Origin of the sequence: Streptomyces sp. NBC_00663 (genome assembly GCF_036226885.1) — a bacterium.
Taxonomy (GTDB): domain Bacteria; phylum Actinomycetota; class Actinomycetes; order Streptomycetales; family Streptomycetaceae; genus Streptomyces.
Genome location: NZ_CP109027.1, coordinates 1,924,173 through 1,941,240 on the forward strand (window position 1 = coordinate 1,924,173; position 17,068 = coordinate 1,941,240).

General features: G+C 72.2%; 17 protein-coding genes. 11 read left to right on the forward strand and 6 right to left on the reverse strand.

Annotated elements, in window-relative coordinates; genetic code table 11:
* Positions 1-5 precede the first annotated feature (5 nt).
* Entirely contained in the window at positions 6-1,469 is a 1,464-nt protein-coding gene (locus OG866_RS08760) for an IucA/IucC family protein (RefSeq protein ID WP_443063506.1), read from the reverse strand.
* An 87-nt stretch (positions 1,470-1,556) separates the two neighbouring features.
* Between OG866_RS08760 and OG866_RS08765 the strand changes: the two genes are divergently transcribed.
* From OG866_RS08765 to OG866_RS08775, 3 genes are read left to right on the forward strand one after another with little or no spacing between them, the layout of a single operon-like run.
* Positions 1,557-3,053, forward strand: a complete 1,497-nt coding sequence (locus OG866_RS08765) for an IucA/IucC family protein (protein WP_329333051.1) — start codon at positions 1,557-1,559, stop codon at positions 3,051-3,053.
* A 25-nt stretch (positions 3,054-3,078) separates the two neighbouring features.
* Positions 3,079-4,344 (forward strand): VWA domain-containing protein, encoded by a 1,266-nt coding sequence (locus OG866_RS08770; RefSeq protein WP_329333053.1) that lies wholly within the window; start codon positions 3,079-3,081, stop codon positions 4,342-4,344.
* Positions 4,344-5,153: a hypothetical protein gene (locus tag OG866_RS08775; protein WP_329333054.1), complete on the forward strand. Its 810-nt coding sequence runs from the start codon at positions 4,344-4,346 to the stop codon at positions 5,151-5,153. Before OG866_RS08770 ends, OG866_RS08775 begins: the two co-directional genes overlap by 1 nt.
* 94 nt (positions 5,154-5,247) lie before the next feature.
* Here the strand turns inward: OG866_RS08775 and OG866_RS08780 are convergent, their stop codons facing one another.
* Positions 5,248-5,874, reverse strand: a complete 627-nt coding sequence (locus OG866_RS08780) for a winged helix-turn-helix transcriptional regulator (RefSeq protein ID WP_329333056.1) — start codon at positions 5,872-5,874, stop codon at positions 5,248-5,250.
* Between the two features lie 87 nt (positions 5,875-5,961).
* On the opposite strand from OG866_RS08780, the gene OG866_RS08785 reads away from it, so the two are divergent.
* The 5 genes from OG866_RS08785 (at position 5,962) to OG866_RS08805 (ending at position 9,303) form a co-directional block, all read left to right on the forward strand.
* Positions 5,962-7,170, forward strand: coding sequence for a pyridoxal phosphate-dependent aminotransferase (locus OG866_RS08785; protein WP_329333058.1), 1,209 nt, complete (start codon positions 5,962-5,964; stop codon positions 7,168-7,170).
* A 172-nt stretch (positions 7,171-7,342) separates the two neighbouring features.
* Positions 7,343-7,486 (forward strand): hypothetical protein, encoded by a 144-nt coding sequence (locus OG866_RS08790; protein ID WP_329333060.1) that lies wholly within the window; start codon positions 7,343-7,345, stop codon positions 7,484-7,486.
* A gap of 42 nt (positions 7,487-7,528) precedes the next feature.
* Positions 7,529-8,128 (forward strand): histidine phosphatase family protein, encoded by a 600-nt coding sequence (locus OG866_RS08795; protein ID WP_329333062.1) that lies wholly within the window; start codon positions 7,529-7,531, stop codon positions 8,126-8,128.
* A gap of 71 nt (positions 8,129-8,199) precedes the next feature.
* Entirely contained in the window at positions 8,200-8,826 is a 627-nt protein-coding gene (locus OG866_RS08800) for a hypothetical protein (RefSeq protein ID WP_329333064.1), read from the forward strand.
* A 54-nt stretch (positions 8,827-8,880) separates the two neighbouring features.
* Positions 8,881-9,303 carry an acyl-CoA thioesterase gene (locus tag OG866_RS08805; protein WP_329333066.1) on the forward strand — a complete coding sequence of 141 codons (423 nt, stop codon included), beginning with the start codon at positions 8,881-8,883 and terminating at the stop codon, positions 9,301-9,303.
* A 19-nt stretch (positions 9,304-9,322) separates the two neighbouring features.
* On the opposite strand, the gene OG866_RS08810 is transcribed toward OG866_RS08805, so the two are convergent.
* A complete protein-coding gene (locus OG866_RS08810) occupies positions 9,323-9,724 on the reverse strand; it encodes a winged helix-turn-helix transcriptional regulator (protein WP_329333068.1) in 402 nt (133 codons plus the stop codon).
* An 82-nt stretch (positions 9,725-9,806) separates the two neighbouring features.
* On the opposite strand from OG866_RS08810, the gene OG866_RS08815 reads away from it, so the two are divergent.
* Positions 9,807-11,249 carry an MFS transporter gene (locus OG866_RS08815; protein WP_329333070.1) on the forward strand — a complete coding sequence of 481 codons (1,443 nt, stop codon included), beginning with the start codon at positions 9,807-9,809 and terminating at the stop codon, positions 11,247-11,249.
* Between the two features lie 73 nt (positions 11,250-11,322).
* On the opposite strand, the gene OG866_RS08820 is transcribed toward OG866_RS08815, so the two are convergent.
* Positions 11,323-12,177: an NAD(P)H-binding protein gene (locus tag OG866_RS08820; protein WP_443063507.1), complete on the reverse strand. Its 855-nt coding sequence runs from the start codon at positions 12,175-12,177 to the stop codon at positions 11,323-11,325.
* A gap of 96 nt (positions 12,178-12,273) precedes the next feature.
* Between OG866_RS08820 and OG866_RS08825 the strand changes: the two genes are divergently transcribed.
* Both OG866_RS08825 and OG866_RS08830 read left to right on the forward strand, forming a co-directional pair.
* Complete coding sequence (locus OG866_RS08825) at positions 12,274-13,080, forward strand: AraC family transcriptional regulator (protein ID WP_329333072.1); 807 nt, start codon at positions 12,274-12,276, stop codon at positions 13,078-13,080.
* A gap of 84 nt (positions 13,081-13,164) precedes the next feature.
* Positions 13,165-13,974, forward strand: coding sequence for a chitosanase (locus OG866_RS08830; RefSeq protein WP_443063508.1), 810 nt, complete (start codon positions 13,165-13,167; stop codon positions 13,972-13,974).
* Here OG866_RS08830 and OG866_RS08835 read toward each other — a convergent pair.
* Together OG866_RS08835 and OG866_RS08840 are read right to left on the reverse strand one after the other, a co-directional pair.
* Positions 13,971-15,356 (reverse strand): nucleobase:cation symporter-2 family protein, encoded by a 1,386-nt coding sequence (locus OG866_RS08835; RefSeq protein ID WP_329333074.1) that lies wholly within the window; start codon positions 15,354-15,356, stop codon positions 13,971-13,973. The two genes, OG866_RS08830 and OG866_RS08835, sit on opposite strands and share 4 nt — an antisense overlap.
* A gap of 251 nt (positions 15,357-15,607) precedes the next feature.
* Positions 15,608-16,987: an 8-oxoguanine deaminase gene (locus OG866_RS08840; protein WP_329333076.1), complete on the reverse strand. Its 1,380-nt coding sequence runs from the start codon at positions 16,985-16,987 to the stop codon at positions 15,608-15,610.
* Positions 16,988-17,068: the final 81 nt, after the last annotated feature.

The following is a 17,068-nucleotide window of genomic DNA, read 5'->3' on the forward strand; positions in this document are numbered from 1 at the left end:
AGCGCTCACGGTGCCAGTGGGTTGGGCAGCGGCAGGTAGCGGGCGTCCGCGCCGTCCGCCTCCGTCCAGCGCAGCAGCAGGTTGGTCTTGCCGGGGAGGGTGGGCGAGGCGAGCAGGGCCGCGGCCTCGGGCAGATCGTGCCGGGCGAACTCGCGGCGTACGGCGGGCCAGGGGTCGAGGCCGGGACGCCGCTCGGCGAGGGCCGCGGCGACCTCCGTCAGATGGTTCACGACCAGGCAGTACACCAGCCGCTCCCACCCGGCCGCCCGCTCCACGTCCGTCAGCAGCTTCACGCCCTCGGCGTCCCGGAACAGGGCCTGCACGGGCATCCCGTCGGCGTCCACGGCGACCAGGGTGTTCTGCAAATGCGCTTCGAGTACGACGCCGTGGTCGGCGAAGGCCGCGAGGGCGGGCGGCACGACGGCGCGCAGATACGCCTCCCACCAGGCCGTACCGCCGGACGGGGCGCCCTCGAAGCCCTCCACCAGCCCGGCGGCGAGCAGCGGGGTCGTGCCGGGGCGGAGGCGGCCGTGGAAGCCGTCGCGGACGAGGACGGCGAGTTCCTCGAAGGCGAAGTCGGCGGTGCGGTAGCCGCGGTCCGAGAGCCAGGCGGCGGGGCCGTCGGCGAGCGCCTTCACGGCCGCCCGGTCGGTCCGCCGGAGTCTGAGCAGGTCGTGGCGCCACAGACGGCGGATGTCGTTGGTGATGCGCACGTCCAGGCTGAACTTCAGGAACAGGTCGCGCTCGGGGACGTACAGGGTGCGGATCGCCGCCGTGGGCCAGGCGTCGAAGCCGGTCGTGCCGAGCCGGATCAGCCGGCCGTCGGCGAAGGCGTCCGTGAGGTCCACCAGGTCGAGCTGCCAGGGGTGGGCGGGCAGCAGACGGTAGCCGGGCGGCGCCTCGCCCAGGGAGTCGAGGGCCGCGGTGTCGCCCTCCTCGACCACCGTGTCCTCGCGCACGCCGAGCAGGGTCAGCGGGAAGCGGGCGTGGGCCTCGGGCGCGTAGGGCAGCCAGCGGGCGACCGGGCCGCCGCCGCGGGCCTTGGGGGCGGGGTGGTACGGGTGGCCGGTGAGCAGGGACTGCTCGGAGCGCAGATACGGGTCCGTGGGCGGCGTCGCACGCGCGCGTGCCGTCAGGATCGCCGCGACCGCGTCCCGGCTGTCGATCATCTCGGCGGGGAGGTCGTGAGGGGACAGACCGGTGTGGAGGGTCAGCTCCTCGGCGACGAGCTTGACGAGTTCGGTGTGGCCGATGCGGCGCCAGGGGCCGCCGTCGGTCACCTCGGGTTCCCCTGGCCGCCGCGCACCGCGCACCCGCAGCAGCCGTCCGCTCGGCAGCCGGTGCACGCGCACCTCGCCGGAGCCCGGGAGCGCCTCCGCGACCTCGCGCAGCAGGCAGTTGAGCAGCGGCGCGGCAGCATAGGTGTCGGCGTCGGCGTCGGCCGGGGAGATGAGGTCCACGCGTTTCACTCGTTCTCTACGTGCGGGCGGAGACGATCAGTATCTCTGTCGCCGGCTTCCCGCCGTGCCACCTATTCGTACCCGAGGAGCCCACCCGTGCACCGTTCCCCCACCGCCGAGGCCGAGGTCGCCGAGGAGCTGGCCGAGGCGCGCCCCGACCTGGTGTCGCGGTACGCGGCCGAGCTGCCGGGCGCCCGAGCCGCCGTACTGACCCGGCTGTGGCGGGCGCTGGCGTACGAGCCGCTGCCCTGGATCACCGGCCGGGAGGGCCTCGCCCCGCGTCTGAAGGACGGACGGCGGCTCGACGGCCCGCCGGCCGACCCGTACGCGACCGCCGCGTACGTCACCGCCGTACGGCTCGACGGCAGGGCGTACGACGATCCCGCCCGGCTCATGACCGATCTCGGGGTGCCGCACGGCAGCGGCCTGGCGGCCGAACTCGGCCACAGCGTGGCGTCGTTGGCGCTGTCACGGGCCGGGCAGCCGACGCTCCGCCCGAAAGAGTGGCCCGTGGCCGACTGGGAGTGGGAGCAGCGGGTGGTGGACGGGCATCCGTTCCACCCCAACTGCCGTTCCCGGCCCGGCTTCTCGGTGGTGGAGCAGCTGGCGTACGGACCCGAGCACCGGCCCCTCGTCGGGCTGCGGACGGTCCCGGTCCCGGCGGCCGAGTGTCTGGTGTCGGGCGGGTGGCCGGACGGGATGCGGGACGGCGGACGGCTGTTGATCCCGGTGCATCCCTGGCAGGCGGCCCATGTGCTGAAGCGGGCGGGCGACGAGGGTCCGGCCGCGCATCCGCTGATGTCCCTGCGCACGCTGGCCCTGACCGGCGAAGGCCCCCATGTGAAGACCGCGTTGAGCGCCCGGCTGACCTCGTCGGTGCGGGACATCTCGGTGTACTCGATCGGCATGTCGGCGGCCCTGTCGGCCTTCGCGGAGTCGCTGGCGGCCCGCACGGACGGTCTGCTGCACTTCACCCGCACGCTGGGCGCGGTCACCGCCGACTCCCCCGACCTGGCCGCCGTGCTGCGCGAGTCCCCGCGGGTGTACGCCGGGAGCGGCGAGCGGGTCGTGCCGGTGGCCGCCCTCGCCACCACCGACCTGCCGTCGAACGCGGCCTGGCTCGCGGAGTTCACCCGGCTGGCACTGACCGTCGGGCTGCGGCTGCTGGACCTCGGGGTGGCGTTGGAGGCGCACGGCCAGAACCTCCTCGTCGTGCTCTCCGCGACGGGCGCGCCCCTGCGGCTCGTCTACCGCGACCTCGCCGACATCCGCGTCAGCCCGGCCCGGCTGGCCCGGCACGGCATCCCCGTACCGGAGTTGAGCGGCCGGGTCGTCACCGATGACGAAACGGCCCTGCGGCGCAAGCTGTTCGGGGCGCTGGTGGCGGGAGCGCTGGCGGGGACGGCGGGGTCGGGGGCGGCGTTGCGGGGGGCGCTGGACGCCGTCGTAGCGGATCTTCCGCGCACCCCGGATCTCGGGGCGCTCCTCGAAGGCCCGCTGCCCACCAAGGCGTTGACGCTGATGCGGCTGTCGCCGGGGACGCCCGGGGACCAGTGGGCCGAGCTGCCGAACCCGGCTCGTTTTGGAGGGTGAGACCTCCGGTCAATAGGATCCGCCGATGATCACAAGACAACGGCTGGCGGCAGGAGTGTGCGCCCTGCTCGCCGCCTTGACGGCCGGGATCGTCGTCCCGGTCGCGGCGGTCGCCGGTGAACCCACGGGCGGGACCGCGCCCCAGGTCGACCTCGTCCTCGACGTGAGCGGCTCCATGCGGACGGCGGACATCGACGGCGGCACCCGGATGGCGGCGGCGAAGCAGGCCTTCAACGAGGTGCTGGACGCGACCCCGGAGGAGGTCCAGCTCGGCATCCGGACCCTCGGCGCCAACTACCCCGGCGACAACCAGAAGACGGGCTGCAAGGACACCGCGCAGCTCTATCCGGTCAGCACGCTGGACCGCACCGAGGCCAAGACGCAGGTGGCGACCCTCTCGCCCACCGGCTGGACGCCGATCGGCCCGGCGCTGCTGAAGGCCGCCGACGACTTCACCGACAGCGCCTCCTCCAAGCGGATCGTGCTGATCAGCGACGGCGAGGACACCTGCGCCCCGCTCGACCCGTGCGAGGTGGCCCGGGAGATCGCGGCCAAGGGCATCGGCCTGACCATCGACACGCTCGGCCTGGTCCCGAACACCAAGATGCGGCAGCAGCTGAGCTGCATCGCCGAGGCGACCGGCGGTACGTACACCTCGGTGGAGCACACCGAGGAACTCTCCGACAAGGTCAACCAGTTGGTGGACCGTGCGGCCGACCCGGTGGTGACGCCGGTGGCCACCGAGGGTGCCGCGCAGTGCGCGAAGGCGCCCACGCTGAAGCCGGGTCTGTTCACCGACCGCGAGGAGCTCGGGCGGCAGCGCTGGTACCGGGTGGACGTCGAGCCCGGCCAGGAACTGCGCGCCTCGGTGAGCGTGGCGGCCGACCGGGCCGTCAACCCCTCCTACGGGGTGCTGCTGCGGGCGGTCACCGTGCACGGCCGCGAGATCGTACGCGGCGAGGCCTCGGGCAACGGCCGTACGGACGTGGTCTCGACGGGGCTGCGCTACCCGAAGGCGGACAGCGACGAGGACGATCCGGCCGCCGAGACCGTGTGTCTCCAGGTCACCAACTCCTTCTCGGTGGCCTCCGGTGTGAAGACCACGCCGGGTCTGCCGCTGGAGCTGACGGTGGACGTCGTGGACGCGCCGTCGGCGTCGAGCGATGTCGCCTCGTTCGGTCTGGGGCGCGGCTGGTGGCTGCTGGGCGCGCTGATCCTCACCGGCTTCCTCGCCGGTCTCGTCTGGGGCTGGCTCTCGCGCTGGCGCCTCGCGGTCTGGAGGACCAACTGATGCGGTTCACACGAGTGTTGGGTGCGGCGCTGCTGACGCTGGGGCTCTCCGTGGCACCGGCGGCGGCCGACTCCTCGCCGTCCCCGTCGGCCTCTTCGGACGGGGACGCTCCCACGTCGGCCGGTACGTCGTTCCGTACGGCGACCGAGTTCGAGCAGGGGCAGCGGGCCACCGCGAGCGGCTCCACCGGTGACTTCCTGTACTGGTCGTTCCCGGCGGACGCCGGACAGCGCCCCACCGTCGAGGCGACGGTGAAGCTGCCCGGGACGCATGCCGCGCAGACCTGGCAGGTCGACGTGTACGACGGTCTGCGGCGCCGCCAGGCCTGCCAGTACGGCGCGCAGAGCCGCACCGCGGCGGCCGGCGCGACGTCCGTGGAGCTGGCGTGCGTGCTGCGCACGGTCCGCGCCTGGTCGGAGCCGTGGGCCAACGACCCGCTGCCCGGCACGTACTACGTCCGGCTGACGGGAGTCGACCTCGCGACCGCCGACCTCGGCCAGCCGGTCGAGGCCTCGGTCGAGGTGAACTCCAAGGACATCGGCGGCGCGGCGGCGGTGGACGGCTCGCTGGCGAAGCCGTTGGTGCCGGGCATCTCGATGAAGACGGAGACCGACGCCTCCGAGGAGGATTCGTCGGCCTCGGCCGTGCTGTCCAGCATCGAGCCGGAGGACGGCTGGGCCGGCGGCTGGTGGTCCGACCGCTGGGTGTGGACCGCGGTGGGCGGCGTGCTGGCCGCGCTCGCGGGTGTCGGCGGGTACACGCTGACGCGCGGGACGGGTCGCCCGGGGCGGGTGCCGCCGGGCGCCTGACGTCTCTTCAGAAGGCCTAGCGCTGAAGCCCCTACAGAAGGCTCACCGCTGACGCCGCTCCAGAAGGCCCACCGCCGGTGGGCCTTCTGTCGTTTCACACCTCTCGCAGCGCCTTCGCCAACGTCCCGTCGCCGCCCACCTCGATACGGCCGTCCCGCACCGCGTCCGCGACACTCAGCTCCCCCCGCCCGATGGCCGTACAGGTGTCGACGTCCATGGAGAGCCGGGCGTCGGGCTCGCCGGGTGCGCGCCCGTGGCCGTGGACCGGTCCGTCCTCGGCGCCGACGTAGAGGTGGAAGTCCCCCTCGTCCAGCCGGACTTCGACGAGCCCCTCCCCCTCCAGCGCGCGCAGCAGCGGCAGCGCGAACCAGTGGGCCCGTAGGGCGTCGGTGGGCCGCCGCTCCCCCAGCTCCGCCTCGCCCCACGCGCCGAGCGCCTGGATGACGGGCAGCAACTCGCGCCCCCGGCGGGTGAGTTCGTAGACGTTGGCGGCGCCGGGCGGGGGCAGTCTGCGCCGGGTCGCGAGGCCGTCCCGCTCCATGTCCTTCAGCCGGGAGGCGAGTACGTCCGTACTGACGCCCGGCAGGTCCGCGTGCAGGTCCGTGTAGCGGCGCGGGCCGGCGAGCAGCTCACGGACGATCAGCAGGGTCCAGCGGTCACCGACGGTGTCCAGCGCACGGGCGGCGGAGCAGTACTGGTCGTAGCTTCGGCGAGATGGCATGCGTCGCAGTGTAGACAAGTCATTGGACTTTCCAAGCCGCCACTTGGTAAAACCAAGCAACACACGAAACCGGAGAGGCAGCAGAGCATGGAGTTCCGGCAGTCCAGCAAGCTCAGCGACGTCTGTTACGAGATCCGCGGCCCCGTCATCGAGCACGCCAACGCGCTTGAGGAGGCAGGCCACAGCGTGCTGCGCCTGAACACCGGCAACCCGGCGCTCTTCGGTTTCGAGGCGCCGGAGGAGATCGTCCAGGACATGATCCGGATGCTCCCGCAGGCCCACGGCTACACGGACTCCAAGGGCATCCTCTCCGCCCGCCGCGCCGTCGCCCAGCGGTACCAGACGCTCGGCCTTGAGGTCGACGTCGACGACGTCTTCCTCGGCAACGGTGTCTCCGAGCTGATCTCGATGGCCGTACAGGCGCTGGTCGAGGACGGCGACGAGATCCTCATCCCCGCCCCGGACTTCCCGCTGTGGACGGCGGTGACCACGCTGGCCGGCGGCAAGGCCGTGCACTACATCTGCGACGAACAGGCCGACTGGAACCCGGACCTGGCCGACATGGAGTCGAAGATCACGGACCGCACCAAGGCCGTCGTGATCATCAACCCGAACAACCCCACCGGCGCCGTCTACTCCAAGGAGATCGTCGAGGGCATCCTCGACCTCGCCCGCCGGCACGGCCTGATGGTCCTCGCCGACGAGATCTACGACCAGATCCTGTACGACGACGCCGTCCACCACTCGGCCGCCGCGCTCGCGCCCGATCTGGTCGTCCTGACGTTCTGCGGCCTGTCGAAGACGTACCGGGTGGCCGGCTTCCGCTCGGGCTGGCTGGTCGTCACGGGCCCGAAGCAGCACGCCAAGGACTATCTGGAGGGCCTGACCATGCTGGCCTCCATGCGGCTGTGCGCCAACGCCCCCGCCCAGTACGCCATCCAGGCCGCGCTCGGCGGCCGCCAGTCCATCCGCGACCTCACCCTGCCGGGCGGCAGGCTGCACGAACAGCGCAACGTGGCCTGGGAGAAGCTCAACGAGATCCCCGGCGTCTCGTGTGTGAAGCCGAAGGGTTCGCTGTACGCGTTCCCGCGCCTCGACCCCAAGGTCTACAAGATCCACGACGACGAGAAGTTCGTCCTGGACCTGCTCCTGCGCGAGAAGATCCAGGTCGTCCAGGGCACCGGCTTCAACTGGCCCGCCCCCGACCACTTCCGCATCCTCACCCTCCCCTACGCGGACGACCTGGAGGCAGCGATCGGCCGAATCGGCCGGTTCCTGAGCGGGTACCGGCAGTAGGGAACGCCCCCCACGCCCCAAGTGGTCTTCTACTGGCCCGAGTTCGCGGACCAGGCAAGGGCCGGCTCACGCCGCGGGAGCTGCTTGAGCCCCGGTGGGGGGTCGTCGGCGGCTTCGGCTACGAGGAGTCGGCTGACAACCAGCGGATCGCGGCCGGGCGGCAGCCGACCCGGTGCGCTTCGGCAGCGCGCCCGCCGCCCACGAGGGACTGCTCGGCTCCCGCGACCCCGGGGAGCAGGGTGGCGTACTCCTGCACGCGGCGCCGGAGAGCGGCCGTCTGGCGCAGTCCGGACTGCGGGGGGTCGGGGTGGCGTGACACGGTGGCGTGAGGCAGGGGATGGCGTGGCAGGAGGACGGCGTGGGTGACCTGTTTCTCGTCCGGCACGGTGAGACCGAGTGGTCGCGTTCCGGGCGGCACACCGGATCCACGGACGTCCCGCTGACCGAGCACGGGCGTGAGGAGGCGCGGCGGCTGGTGCCGCTGATCCGTTCGCACCGGATCGGGGCCGCGTTCGTCAGCCCGCTGCAACGCGCGCGGGAGACGGCCGAGCTGATCGGCGTGACGGACGCCCGGGTCGACGTCGACCTGCGGGAGTGGGACTACGGCGGCTACGAGGGGATCACCACCGTCGAGATCCAGCGCACCCGGCCCGGCTGGTTCCTGTTCACCGACGGGGTCGCGCCCGGCCCGCCGGACCACCCCGGGGAGACCCCGGAGCAGGTGGGCGAGCGGGCCGACCGAGTCCTGGCCAAGGCCGACGCGGCCCTCGCCAACACCGAGGGCGTGGTGCTGCTGGTCGCTCACGGGCACTTCCTGCGGGTGCTGACGGCCCGGCGGCTGGGGCTGCCGGCGGCGCAGGGGGCGCTGTTCCAGCTGGCCACGGGGACGGTGTGCCGACTGGGGACCGAGCACGGCCGGCCGGTGATCTCCGGGTGGAATGTCAGACCCCCGGCTTAGCCTTCGAATGAGGTGACCGTCAAACCGACGGACACCCGTTCGCCAGGCATGTCCACGGGGAGGAGCACGCCATGACCCGTCCGCCCACCGCCGCACAGCGCCGCGTCATCGACGCCGCCGACCCCGTCACCGGGCGGCTGAAAGGCCCGGACACGCAGCTCGCGTCCCTGGTCAGACACGGTCTGGCGTTCCGGCATCCGCGGCCTCCACACGACCACTTCCTCACCCCGGCCGGGCATCGTCTGCGGGAGGCCGAGCCGGTGCCGCCCGCACCGGAGACGCCCTCGGTGTCCGGTGTCTTCGCCGCCCGCATCGGCGGCGAGGAGGATCCGCCCGCCGCGGGCCCGGCCCGGGTTCGGGAGGTGCACAGTGCGTGGGAGGGGCTCATGGAGCTGCGCCGGATGACGAACCCGGACGGGGCCACGGACCGGCCGTGCGGCTGGGAGCGCGCGCATCTGGTGCAGGCCGCCGCGCTCGCCCTGGAGGCGGCCGGGCACACTCCCGCGCAGGCCGATACCGAGGGCGGCTATCGGGTGCGCGCGACCCCGCAGCCCGACGCGGTCGCCGTGCGCGCACCGGACGCCGCCGCGCTCACGGCCTGCGCGGCCACGCTCCAGAGGGCGGGCTGGCAGGTCGGCGAGTACACCGAGCCACGCACCCGGGCCCGCTATCTGCTGGCCTCGCCGAGACGCGTGTAACGGCCACATGCCAGGATCGGTCCATCAACTTCCGTGGTACGAGAGGGGATTGAGATGACCGAGCCGTTCGCCGTTCCGGTGACAGTCCGCGGGTACGAGACGGATGTCCAGGGCCATCTGAACCAGAGCGTCTACATCAACTACGCGGAGCACGCCCGCTGGTCGCTGCTGCGGGCCGCCGGGATCACCCAGGCCGGACTCATCGGCAGCGGCGTGGGGCCGGTGGCGCTGGAGACCACGATCCGTTACCGGCGGGAGCTGCTGGCGGGCGACGAGGTGGAGGTGAGCTGCGGCTTCGAGTGGGGCGAGGGGAAGACCTTCCGCATAGCGCAGACCATCCGCAAGAAGGACGGCACCGTGGCGGCCGAGATCACGGCCGTGGGCGGGCTGATGGACCTCGCCGAGCGCAGGCTGGTCGCGGAGCCGCGGAAGTACTTCAAGGAACTGGCGGCGGATCCGGCGCTGTTCGGCCTGTGAGCCGCCCGCGAGGAGCCGGCTACACGTCGACCAGCTCCGGCCGGTGCTCGGTGTCGTAGGCCGCGCGCGACTCCGCGATGTAGACCCTGTTGCGCTCGGCCCAGTCGGTCAGGCGTTGCAGGGTCTCGTGCAACTCCCTGGCCGCCCGCGTCAGTTCGTACTCGACCTTGGGCGGGACCGTCGGATGGACCGTGCGCGTCACCAGGCCGTCGCGCTCCAGGTTGCGCAGGGTCAGGGTCAGCATCCGGCGGCTGATGCCCTCGATGCCGCGCTCCAACTCGGTGAAGCGGATGGGCCCCTGAGCGGCGGCGACCAGGATCTGGACGCTCCATTTCCCGGAGACCCTGTCAAGAACTTCCCGCACCGGGCACGCGTGCGCGTTCACTGCCTCGACGGTTACACCGGTGTTCCTCTGTGACATCGAACTGCCTCCTTACGTCTCGCCTCATGGTCACTGACGATGCACCCAGTTACAAGTCGTGCACCTAAGGAGAGCGAAGCTCATGTCGACCACGATCGAGTCACCGGCGAAGGCGAAGCCTGGGACACCGCCCCGAACGTACTCCCGCTGGGCGTCCCTGGTCGTCCTGTGCGCGGGGACGTTGATGACGATCCTGGACGGCAACATCGTCACGGTCGCCATGCCGGCCGTCCAGAGCGACCTCGGCTTCTCGGCGACGGGCCTGGCCTGGGTGGTCAACGCCTATCTCATCCCCTTCGGCGGGCTGCTCCTGCTCGCCGGCCGGCTCGGCGATCTGGTGGGCCGCAAGCGGATGTTCACGGCGGGGCTCGCCGTGTTCACCGCGGCCTCCGTGCTGTGCGGGCTTGCGACCGGCCAGGGCGTGCTGATCGCGGCGCGTGCCCTCCAGGGCGTGGGCGGGGCGATGACCTCGGCGGTCGTGCTCGGCATGCTGGTGGCGCTCTTCCCCGAGCCGCGCGAACAGGCCCGTGCCATCGCGGTGTTCAGCGCGGTCGGCGCGGCGGGCGGGGCGCTCGGCACGTTTCTCGGCGGGGCGCTGACCGAGGCGTTGAACTGGCACTGGATCTTCCTGATCAACCTGCCGATCGGGATCGTGGCATGGCTCGCCGCCGTACGGGTGCTGGAGACGGACACCGGGGACGGACTCGGCAAGGGCGCCGACTACCCCGGCTCGGCCCTGGTCACCGGCGCCCTGATGCTCACGGTCTACGTCATCGTCGGCGCCGGCGACCGCGACCTGACCCGCACCCTCCTCCTCGCGGCGCTCGCTCTCGCGCTCTTCACGGCGTTCACCCTCCGCCAGGCGCGGACCGCCCGCCCGCTGCTGCGGCTGCGCCTGTTCCGCTCCCGGCTGCTGAGCGGCGCGAACGCCGTGCAGATCCTGATGATCGGGACGATGTACGGCTTCCAGTTCATCGGCGCGCTCTATCTCCAACGCGTCCTCGGTTACGGCGAGTTGCTGACCGGCACCGCGTTCCTGCCGGCGCCGATCGCGATCGGGCTGCTGATGCTCGGCCTCTCGGCCCGCACGATCGGCCGCTTCGGCGCCTACCGGGTGCTGCTCGCCGGGCTCGTCCTCATCGTCGCCGGGATGGCCCTGCTGGGCCGCGCCCCGGCCGACGGCTCCTACGTCACCGACGTACTCCCGCCGCTGCTGCTGCTCTCCGCCGGGTTCGCGGCGGTGATGCCCGCGCTGACCGGGCTGGCCATGTCGGGGGCGCGGGAGGAGGACGCGGGACTGGCGTCCGGGCTGTTCAACACCACGCAGGTGGTGGGAGGTTCACTCGGGCTCGCGGCGCTGTCGGTCCTGGCGGCGAGCCGGACCGAGGGGCTGCTCGACGGCGGCGGTACGACCCTGGTGGCGGCCACCGCCGAGGGGTACCAGCTGGCGTTCCGGGTGGGCGCCGGGATCGCGCTCACCGCGCTGGCCCTGGCGGCGGTCGTCCTGCGACCCCGGACCAGGTGAGACGGCGGCGGGACTCGGACAGCGCAGGGCGCCGAGCCGGACCGCACTCGGCGCCCGCGCCCGCCGCCGTGCGTCACACCTCGACGAACACCTGCCCGTGGTCCTCGGCCCACTCCCGGTAGGACCGCGCGGGCCGCCCCAACGCCTCCCGCACATCGTCCGTGACGGTGGAGTTGCCGCCCCGGCGGGCCAGGTCCAGACCGCCGAGCACCCCGTCCACCGCCTGCTCGCTCAACCCGGAGGCGGCCAGTTGCTCCCGCGTCTGTTCCGTGGACGGAGTGACGGTCGCGACCGGGCGGCCGATCACCTCGGCGAGCACCGCGGCCTGGTCGGGGACGCTGATCGCCTCGGGCCCGGTCAAGGTGTACGTCCGCCCCGCGTGCCCGCTGCCGGTCAGAGCCGCCACCGCCGCCTCGGCCACGTCGCGCGGGTCGACGACGCCCTGCCGCCCCTCCCCCGTCAGGTTCGGCACGGGCTGCCCCGCCCGCAGTGCCTGCGCCCAGCCGAGGGTGTTCGAGGCGAAGGACGAGGGCCGCAGGATCGTCCACTCCACCTCGCTCGCCCGCAGGGCCTGTTCACCGGGCAGGTGCCAGGTGCCGAACCGGCCGAACCCGGGCTCACCGGTGCCGATGGAGGAGAGCTTCACGATCCGCCGCACGCCCGCGGCCCGCGTCAGCCCGACCAGCCGCGCGTCCCGCCCGCCGTCCTCCGGCCCGAGCACCCCCACGAGGAACGCGGCGTCGGCCCCCGCCAGCGCCGCCTCCAGAGAGGCCTGGTCGAGGAAGTCCCCGCGCACCACCTCCACCCCGTCGGGCACCACCGCCCGCCCGGGGTCACGGGTCAGGGCCCGTACCTTCTCGCCCCGCGCCGTGAGCTGTCGTACGACTTCGCTTCCGATGGTGCCCGTGGCACCCGTCACCAGGATCATGGCCTCCACGCTGGCGGACGCACCGGCGGCGACTCTTGGAAATTCCGGCACGATCGACCACCCCGCCCGGCCGCACCGCCCGCTTACCGTGGAGGCGTGACGACCACGACCGGCGAGCCCACCCCGCCCGTGCCCGACGCCCTGCGCCCCTGGATCGCCGGCATCAGCACGGTGACGGGCGGTGAGTCGGTCGCACACGTGCCCGACACGGCGACCAAGCTGGTCCTGCGCGTCGAGGAGGACGGCCGGCGGGACGCGCTGGTCGTCGGCCCGCGGACCCGCGCCTCGTACCACCGGGCCGAGGGGGAACGCCTCTCGTCCTGCCTACAGCTGCACCTGACGCCGGGGACGACGCGTCCGCTGCTGGGCGTGGCGGCGGCCGACCTCGTCGGCCGGGTCGTACCCCTGCGTGAGCTGCCCGCCCCCGCGGCGCGACAACTGGCGTACGGGATAGGCGATGCGGACATGGACGACGTGCTCGCCCGGCTGGTCTCCGTGCTGCCACCGTCGCCGTCCCCTCAGGCCCGGAGCCGACTGCTGCGGGCCGCCGTGGAGGCGCTGTCGATCGGGTCCGGGCGGGTGGCGGGGCAGGTGAAGGACGTGGCCCGGGAACTCGCCGTCAGCGAACGGCAGTTGCGGAACCTCTTCGCCGAGGGTGTCGGTCTCTCCCCCAAGCACTACGCCCGCATCGACCGGGTCCGCGCGGTGCTGGCGCAGGCCCCGACCGCGAGGTGGGCCGATCTCGCCGCCACCACCGGCTACTACGACCAGGCGCACATGACGACCGACTTCCGCACCCTGATGGGCGTCCCGCCGCGCTCCTTCTTCACCGGCCGCCTCCCCGAGGCCCGCCCCTGCCAGGCCTTCGACCGGCCCCGAACGCGGTACGCGAACTCACAGTGACCTGCTAACGGCACCTCACGGCTTTCCCAAGTTGGCGCGCGACGCTCGACTGCCCTTCACAGCGCCTGCCTTGGAGATGAAGACGTGCCCCTGTTGTCCCGGAAAGCCGCTCGCCGCACCCTGCTCGCCGCCTTCGGCACGGCCGTGCTGAGCACCCAGTGGCCGTCCGCCGAGGCCGCGGCCACCACCGGGCTCGACGCCCCGGAGAAGAAGGACATCGCCATGCGGCTGGTGTCGAGCGCGGAGAACTCCTCGCTGGACTGGAAGGCGCAGTACGGGTACATCGAGGACATCGGGGACGGCCGCGGGTACACGGCCGGGATCATCGGCTTCTGCTCGGGGACGAGCGACATGCTCGCGCTGGTCGCGCTGTACACGGAACGGGATGCCGACAATCCGCTCACCGGCTATCTGCCCGCCCTGCGCGCGGTCGACGGCACCGATTCCCACGAGGGCCTCGACCCGGGCTTCCCCACCGCCTGGCGCAGGGCGGCGAAGACGGCCGCGTTCCGCGCGGCCCAGCGCGACGAGCGGGACCGCGTCTACTTCGACCCGGCCGTGGCGCGCGCCAAGAAGGACGGTCTCGGCACACTCGGCCAGTTCGTCTACTACGACGCGATGGTGATGCACGGCCCCGGCACCGACGCCGTCAGCTTCGGCGGCATCCGCAGACGGGCCCTGAAGCACGCCGACACCCCGGCCGCCGGCGGCGACGAGACGACGTATCTGCACGCCTACCTCGACGCGCGGGTGTGGGCGATGCGGCAGGAGGCCGCCCACAGTGACGTGAGCCGGGTCGAGACCGCCCAACGGGTGTTCCTGAAGAAGGGCAATCTCGACCTGGACACGCCGCTCAAGTGGAAGGTGTACGGGGACAGTTACACCCTCGGCTAATGCGCCGCGGCGATCTCCTCGCCCGCCTCCATCGGGTGCGTCACATCCTGTGCGTCGCGCTGCCTGCCCAGGTGGTTGAAGACCAGATTGAGCGCCACCGCGGCCACACAGCCCGTGGAGATCCCCGAGTCGAGCACGATCTTCGCCGTCTCGGGGAAGGCGTGGTAGAACTCCGGCGCGGTGATCGGGATGATCCCGACGGCCAGCGAGACGGCGACGATCAGGACGTTGTTGTCCTTGTCCAGGCCGGCCCGGACCAGGGTCTGGATGCCGCTGGCCGCGACCGACCCGAACAGGACGACGCCCGCGCCGCCGAGCACCGGGCGCGGTACGACCGCGATGAGCGAGGCGGCCATCGGGCACAGGCCCATCAGGACCAGGAAGGCGCCGCCGGTCGCGACGACGTACCGGCTGCGGATCCGTGTCATGGCGACCAGGCCGATGTTCTGGGCGAAGGCGCTGCACATGAAGCCGTTGAAGAACGGGCTGAGCGCGGAGCCGAGGGTGTCGGCGCGCAGGCCCGCCGCGATGGTCCGCTCGTCGGCCGGGCGGTCGACGATCTCGCCCAACGCCAGCATGTCCGCGGTCGATTCGGTCATCGAGACCACCATCACCACGCACATGGACACGATCGCGGCGACCTGGAACTGCGGGGCGCCGAAGTGGAACGGCGTCGGGAAGCCGATCACGTCCGCGTCCCCGACCGGGCTGAAGTCGGTGACGCCGAAGGGGATCGCGAGGAGGGTGCCGAGCACCAGGCCGAGCAGCACGGCGATCTGCTTGACGAATCCGCTGGTGAAGCGGCGCAGCAGCAGCACGATCACGAGCGTGGCGCCCGCCAGGCCCAGATAGGTGGTCGAACCGTAGTCGTCCGCCGCGGGGTTGGGGCCCTGCGCCCAGCCGAAGGCCACCGGCAGCAGGGACACGCCGATGAGCGTGATGACCGTTCCGGTGACGACGGGCGGGAAGAAGCGCACCGCCTTGCTGAAGAAGGGGGCGGCCAGGAAGCCGAGAAGACCGGCGACGATGACCGCGCCGAAGATGATCGGCAGGGCGTCGGACTTGTCGTCGGTGGAGGCGACGACCGCGGTCATCGGGGCCACGCCCGCGAAGGTGACGCCGTTGACGAAGGGAAGCCGGGCGCCGATCTTCCAGACGCCGAGCGTCTGGAGGAAGGTGGCGAGGCCCGCGGTGAACAGACAGGCGCCGGTCAGGAAGGTGAGTTCGGTGCCGGAGAGGCCGACGGCCGCCCCGACTATCAGGGGCGGGGCGACGACCCCCGCGTACATGGCGGCCACGTGTTGCAGGCCCGTGGTGGCCATTTTGACTGCGGGGAGTTTTTCGTCGACGGGGTGTATGTCGTCGGCTCGTTGGGCGGTCACGGCGGTTCCTCCGGGTCAGCTAACACGTCGGCTCTGACGTGGGTTTCTTGGAGGTGGTGCGCGGTCGTGCGGGACCGGAGGACGGGGAGGGGCGAGGAGACCGTTCCGGGGCGCACACGTGTGGCATACGCCCCGGAGACGGCCGCCATGAACCCCGCTCGGGTTCACGGCTACCGGCCGGGAGCCGTCCCTCCTGGCCGGAGTCAGATGCCGTACGTCAGTACTTCAACCTCAGTACCGCGGTACGGGGTTCAGTGCCCGGCGATCTTCGCCAGCCGCTGTGCCTGCTCGCGCGTGGAGCGGGCGATCGCGTCCTCGTCGGCGTGCAGCAGGCGGTTGTCCTCGACGATCTGGCGGCCGTTGACGAAGGACGCCGTGACCGGGGCCGCGGCACCGAAGACCAGCGCGGTCACCGGGTCGGCGATGGAGGCGTGGGCGAGCGTGTCCAGCTTCCACAGCACCAGGTCGGCGAGCTTGCCGGCCTCCAGGGAGCCGATCTCGGCGCCGCGGCCGAGGACCTGGGCGCCACCGTAGGTGCCGAGGCGCAGTGCCTGGCGGGCGTTCAGGGCGGCCTCGCGGTGGGCGCCGAGCCGGTTGATGAGGAGGGCGTTGCGCAGTTCGGTGTGGAGTTCGCCGGACTCGTTGGAGGCGGTGCCGTCCACGCCGAGGCCGACCGGGACGCCGGCCTTCAGCATGTCCGGGACCCGTGCGATACCGGCGGCGAGGCGGGCGTTCGACGAAGGACAGTGGGCGACACCCGTCTTGGTGCGGGCGAACGCGGCGATGTCGGAGTCGTTCATGTGGACGCAGTGCGCCATCCACACGTCCTCGCCGAGCCAGCCGGTGGACTCGAAGTAGTCGGTGGGGCCCATGCCGAACAGTTCCTTGCAGAACTGCTCCTCCTCGACGGTCTCCGAGCCGTGGGTGTGCAGCCGCACGCCGAGCCGGCGGGCCAACTCGGCGCCCTCCCGCAGGAGTTCGGTGGAGACGGAGAAGGGCGAGCAGGGGGCGACGGCCACCTGGGTCATGGCGTCGAAGGAGGAGTCGTGGTGCTCCTTGACGGTCGCCTCGGTCGCGGCGAGGGCGCCTTCGAGAGTCTCGACGGCGAAGTCCGGGGGCAGGCCGCCGTCCTTCTCGCTGCGGTCCATGGAGCCGCGGGCGAGGGTGAAGCGGACGCCCATCTCGCGGGCGGCGCGGATGATCGAGCCGGACAGGTCGCCGGAGCCCTGCGGGAAGACGTAGTGGTGGTCCATCGCGGTGGTGACACCGCCGCGGGCCATCATGGCCAGCGAGCCCTGCGCGGCCGAGTAGGTCATCTGCTCGTCGATGCGCGCCCAGGTCGGGTACAGCGCGACGAGCCAGTTGAAGAGGTTGTGGTCGGTGGCCAGACCCCGGGTGATCCACTGGTAGAAGTGGTGGTGGGTGTTGACCAGGCCGGGGGTCACGAGATGGCCGGTGGCGTCGATACGGCGTACGACGTTCTCCAGGCCCTCGGGAGCCCTGCCCGCGCCGAGCGACTCGATGCGGTTGCCGGCGATGACGACGTGGCCGCTCGCGTACTCCGTGTCGTGGGCGTCGACCGTCGCGATCGAACAGTTCTCGATGACGATGCGCTGGGCTGCTGCTGCCATGGTTTCGTCCTTTGCGCTTCGGTGGAGAGGGCACGGCAGGACCCGGAAGATTTGAGTGCCGCGGCCGGTTCGGATATCTCA

Coding starts and splice junctions, on each gene's coding strand:
- OG866_RS08770 (WP_329333053.1), top strand. CDS start 3,079: ATGATCACAAGACAACGGCTGGCGGCAGGAGTGTGCGCCCTGCTCGCC.
- OG866_RS08805 (WP_329333066.1), top strand. CDS start 8,881: ATGACCGAGCCGTTCGCCGTTCCGGTGACAGTCCGCGGGTACGAGACG.
- OG866_RS08810 (WP_329333068.1), bottom strand. CDS start 9,724: ATGTCACAGAGGAACACCGGTGTAACCGTCGAGGCAGTGAACGCGCAC.
- OG866_RS08840 (WP_329333076.1), bottom strand. CDS start 16,987: ATGGCAGCAGCAGCCCAGCGCATCGTCATCGAGAACTGTTCGATCGCG.
- OG866_RS08820 (WP_443063507.1), bottom strand. CDS start 12,177: ATGATCCTGGTGACGGGTGCCACGGGCACCATCGGAAGCGAAGTCGTA.
- OG866_RS08780 (WP_329333056.1), bottom strand. CDS start 5,874: ATGCCATCTCGCCGAAGCTACGACCAGTACTGCTCCGCCGCCCGTGCG.
- OG866_RS08785 (WP_329333058.1), top strand. CDS start 5,962: ATGGAGTTCCGGCAGTCCAGCAAGCTCAGCGACGTCTGTTACGAGATC.
- OG866_RS08775 (WP_329333054.1), top strand. CDS start 4,344: ATGCGGTTCACACGAGTGTTGGGTGCGGCGCTGCTGACGCTGGGGCTC.
- OG866_RS08815 (WP_329333070.1), top strand. CDS start 9,807: ATGTCGACCACGATCGAGTCACCGGCGAAGGCGAAGCCTGGGACACCG.
- OG866_RS08800 (WP_329333064.1), top strand. CDS start 8,200: ATGACCCGTCCGCCCACCGCCGCACAGCGCCGCGTCATCGACGCCGCC.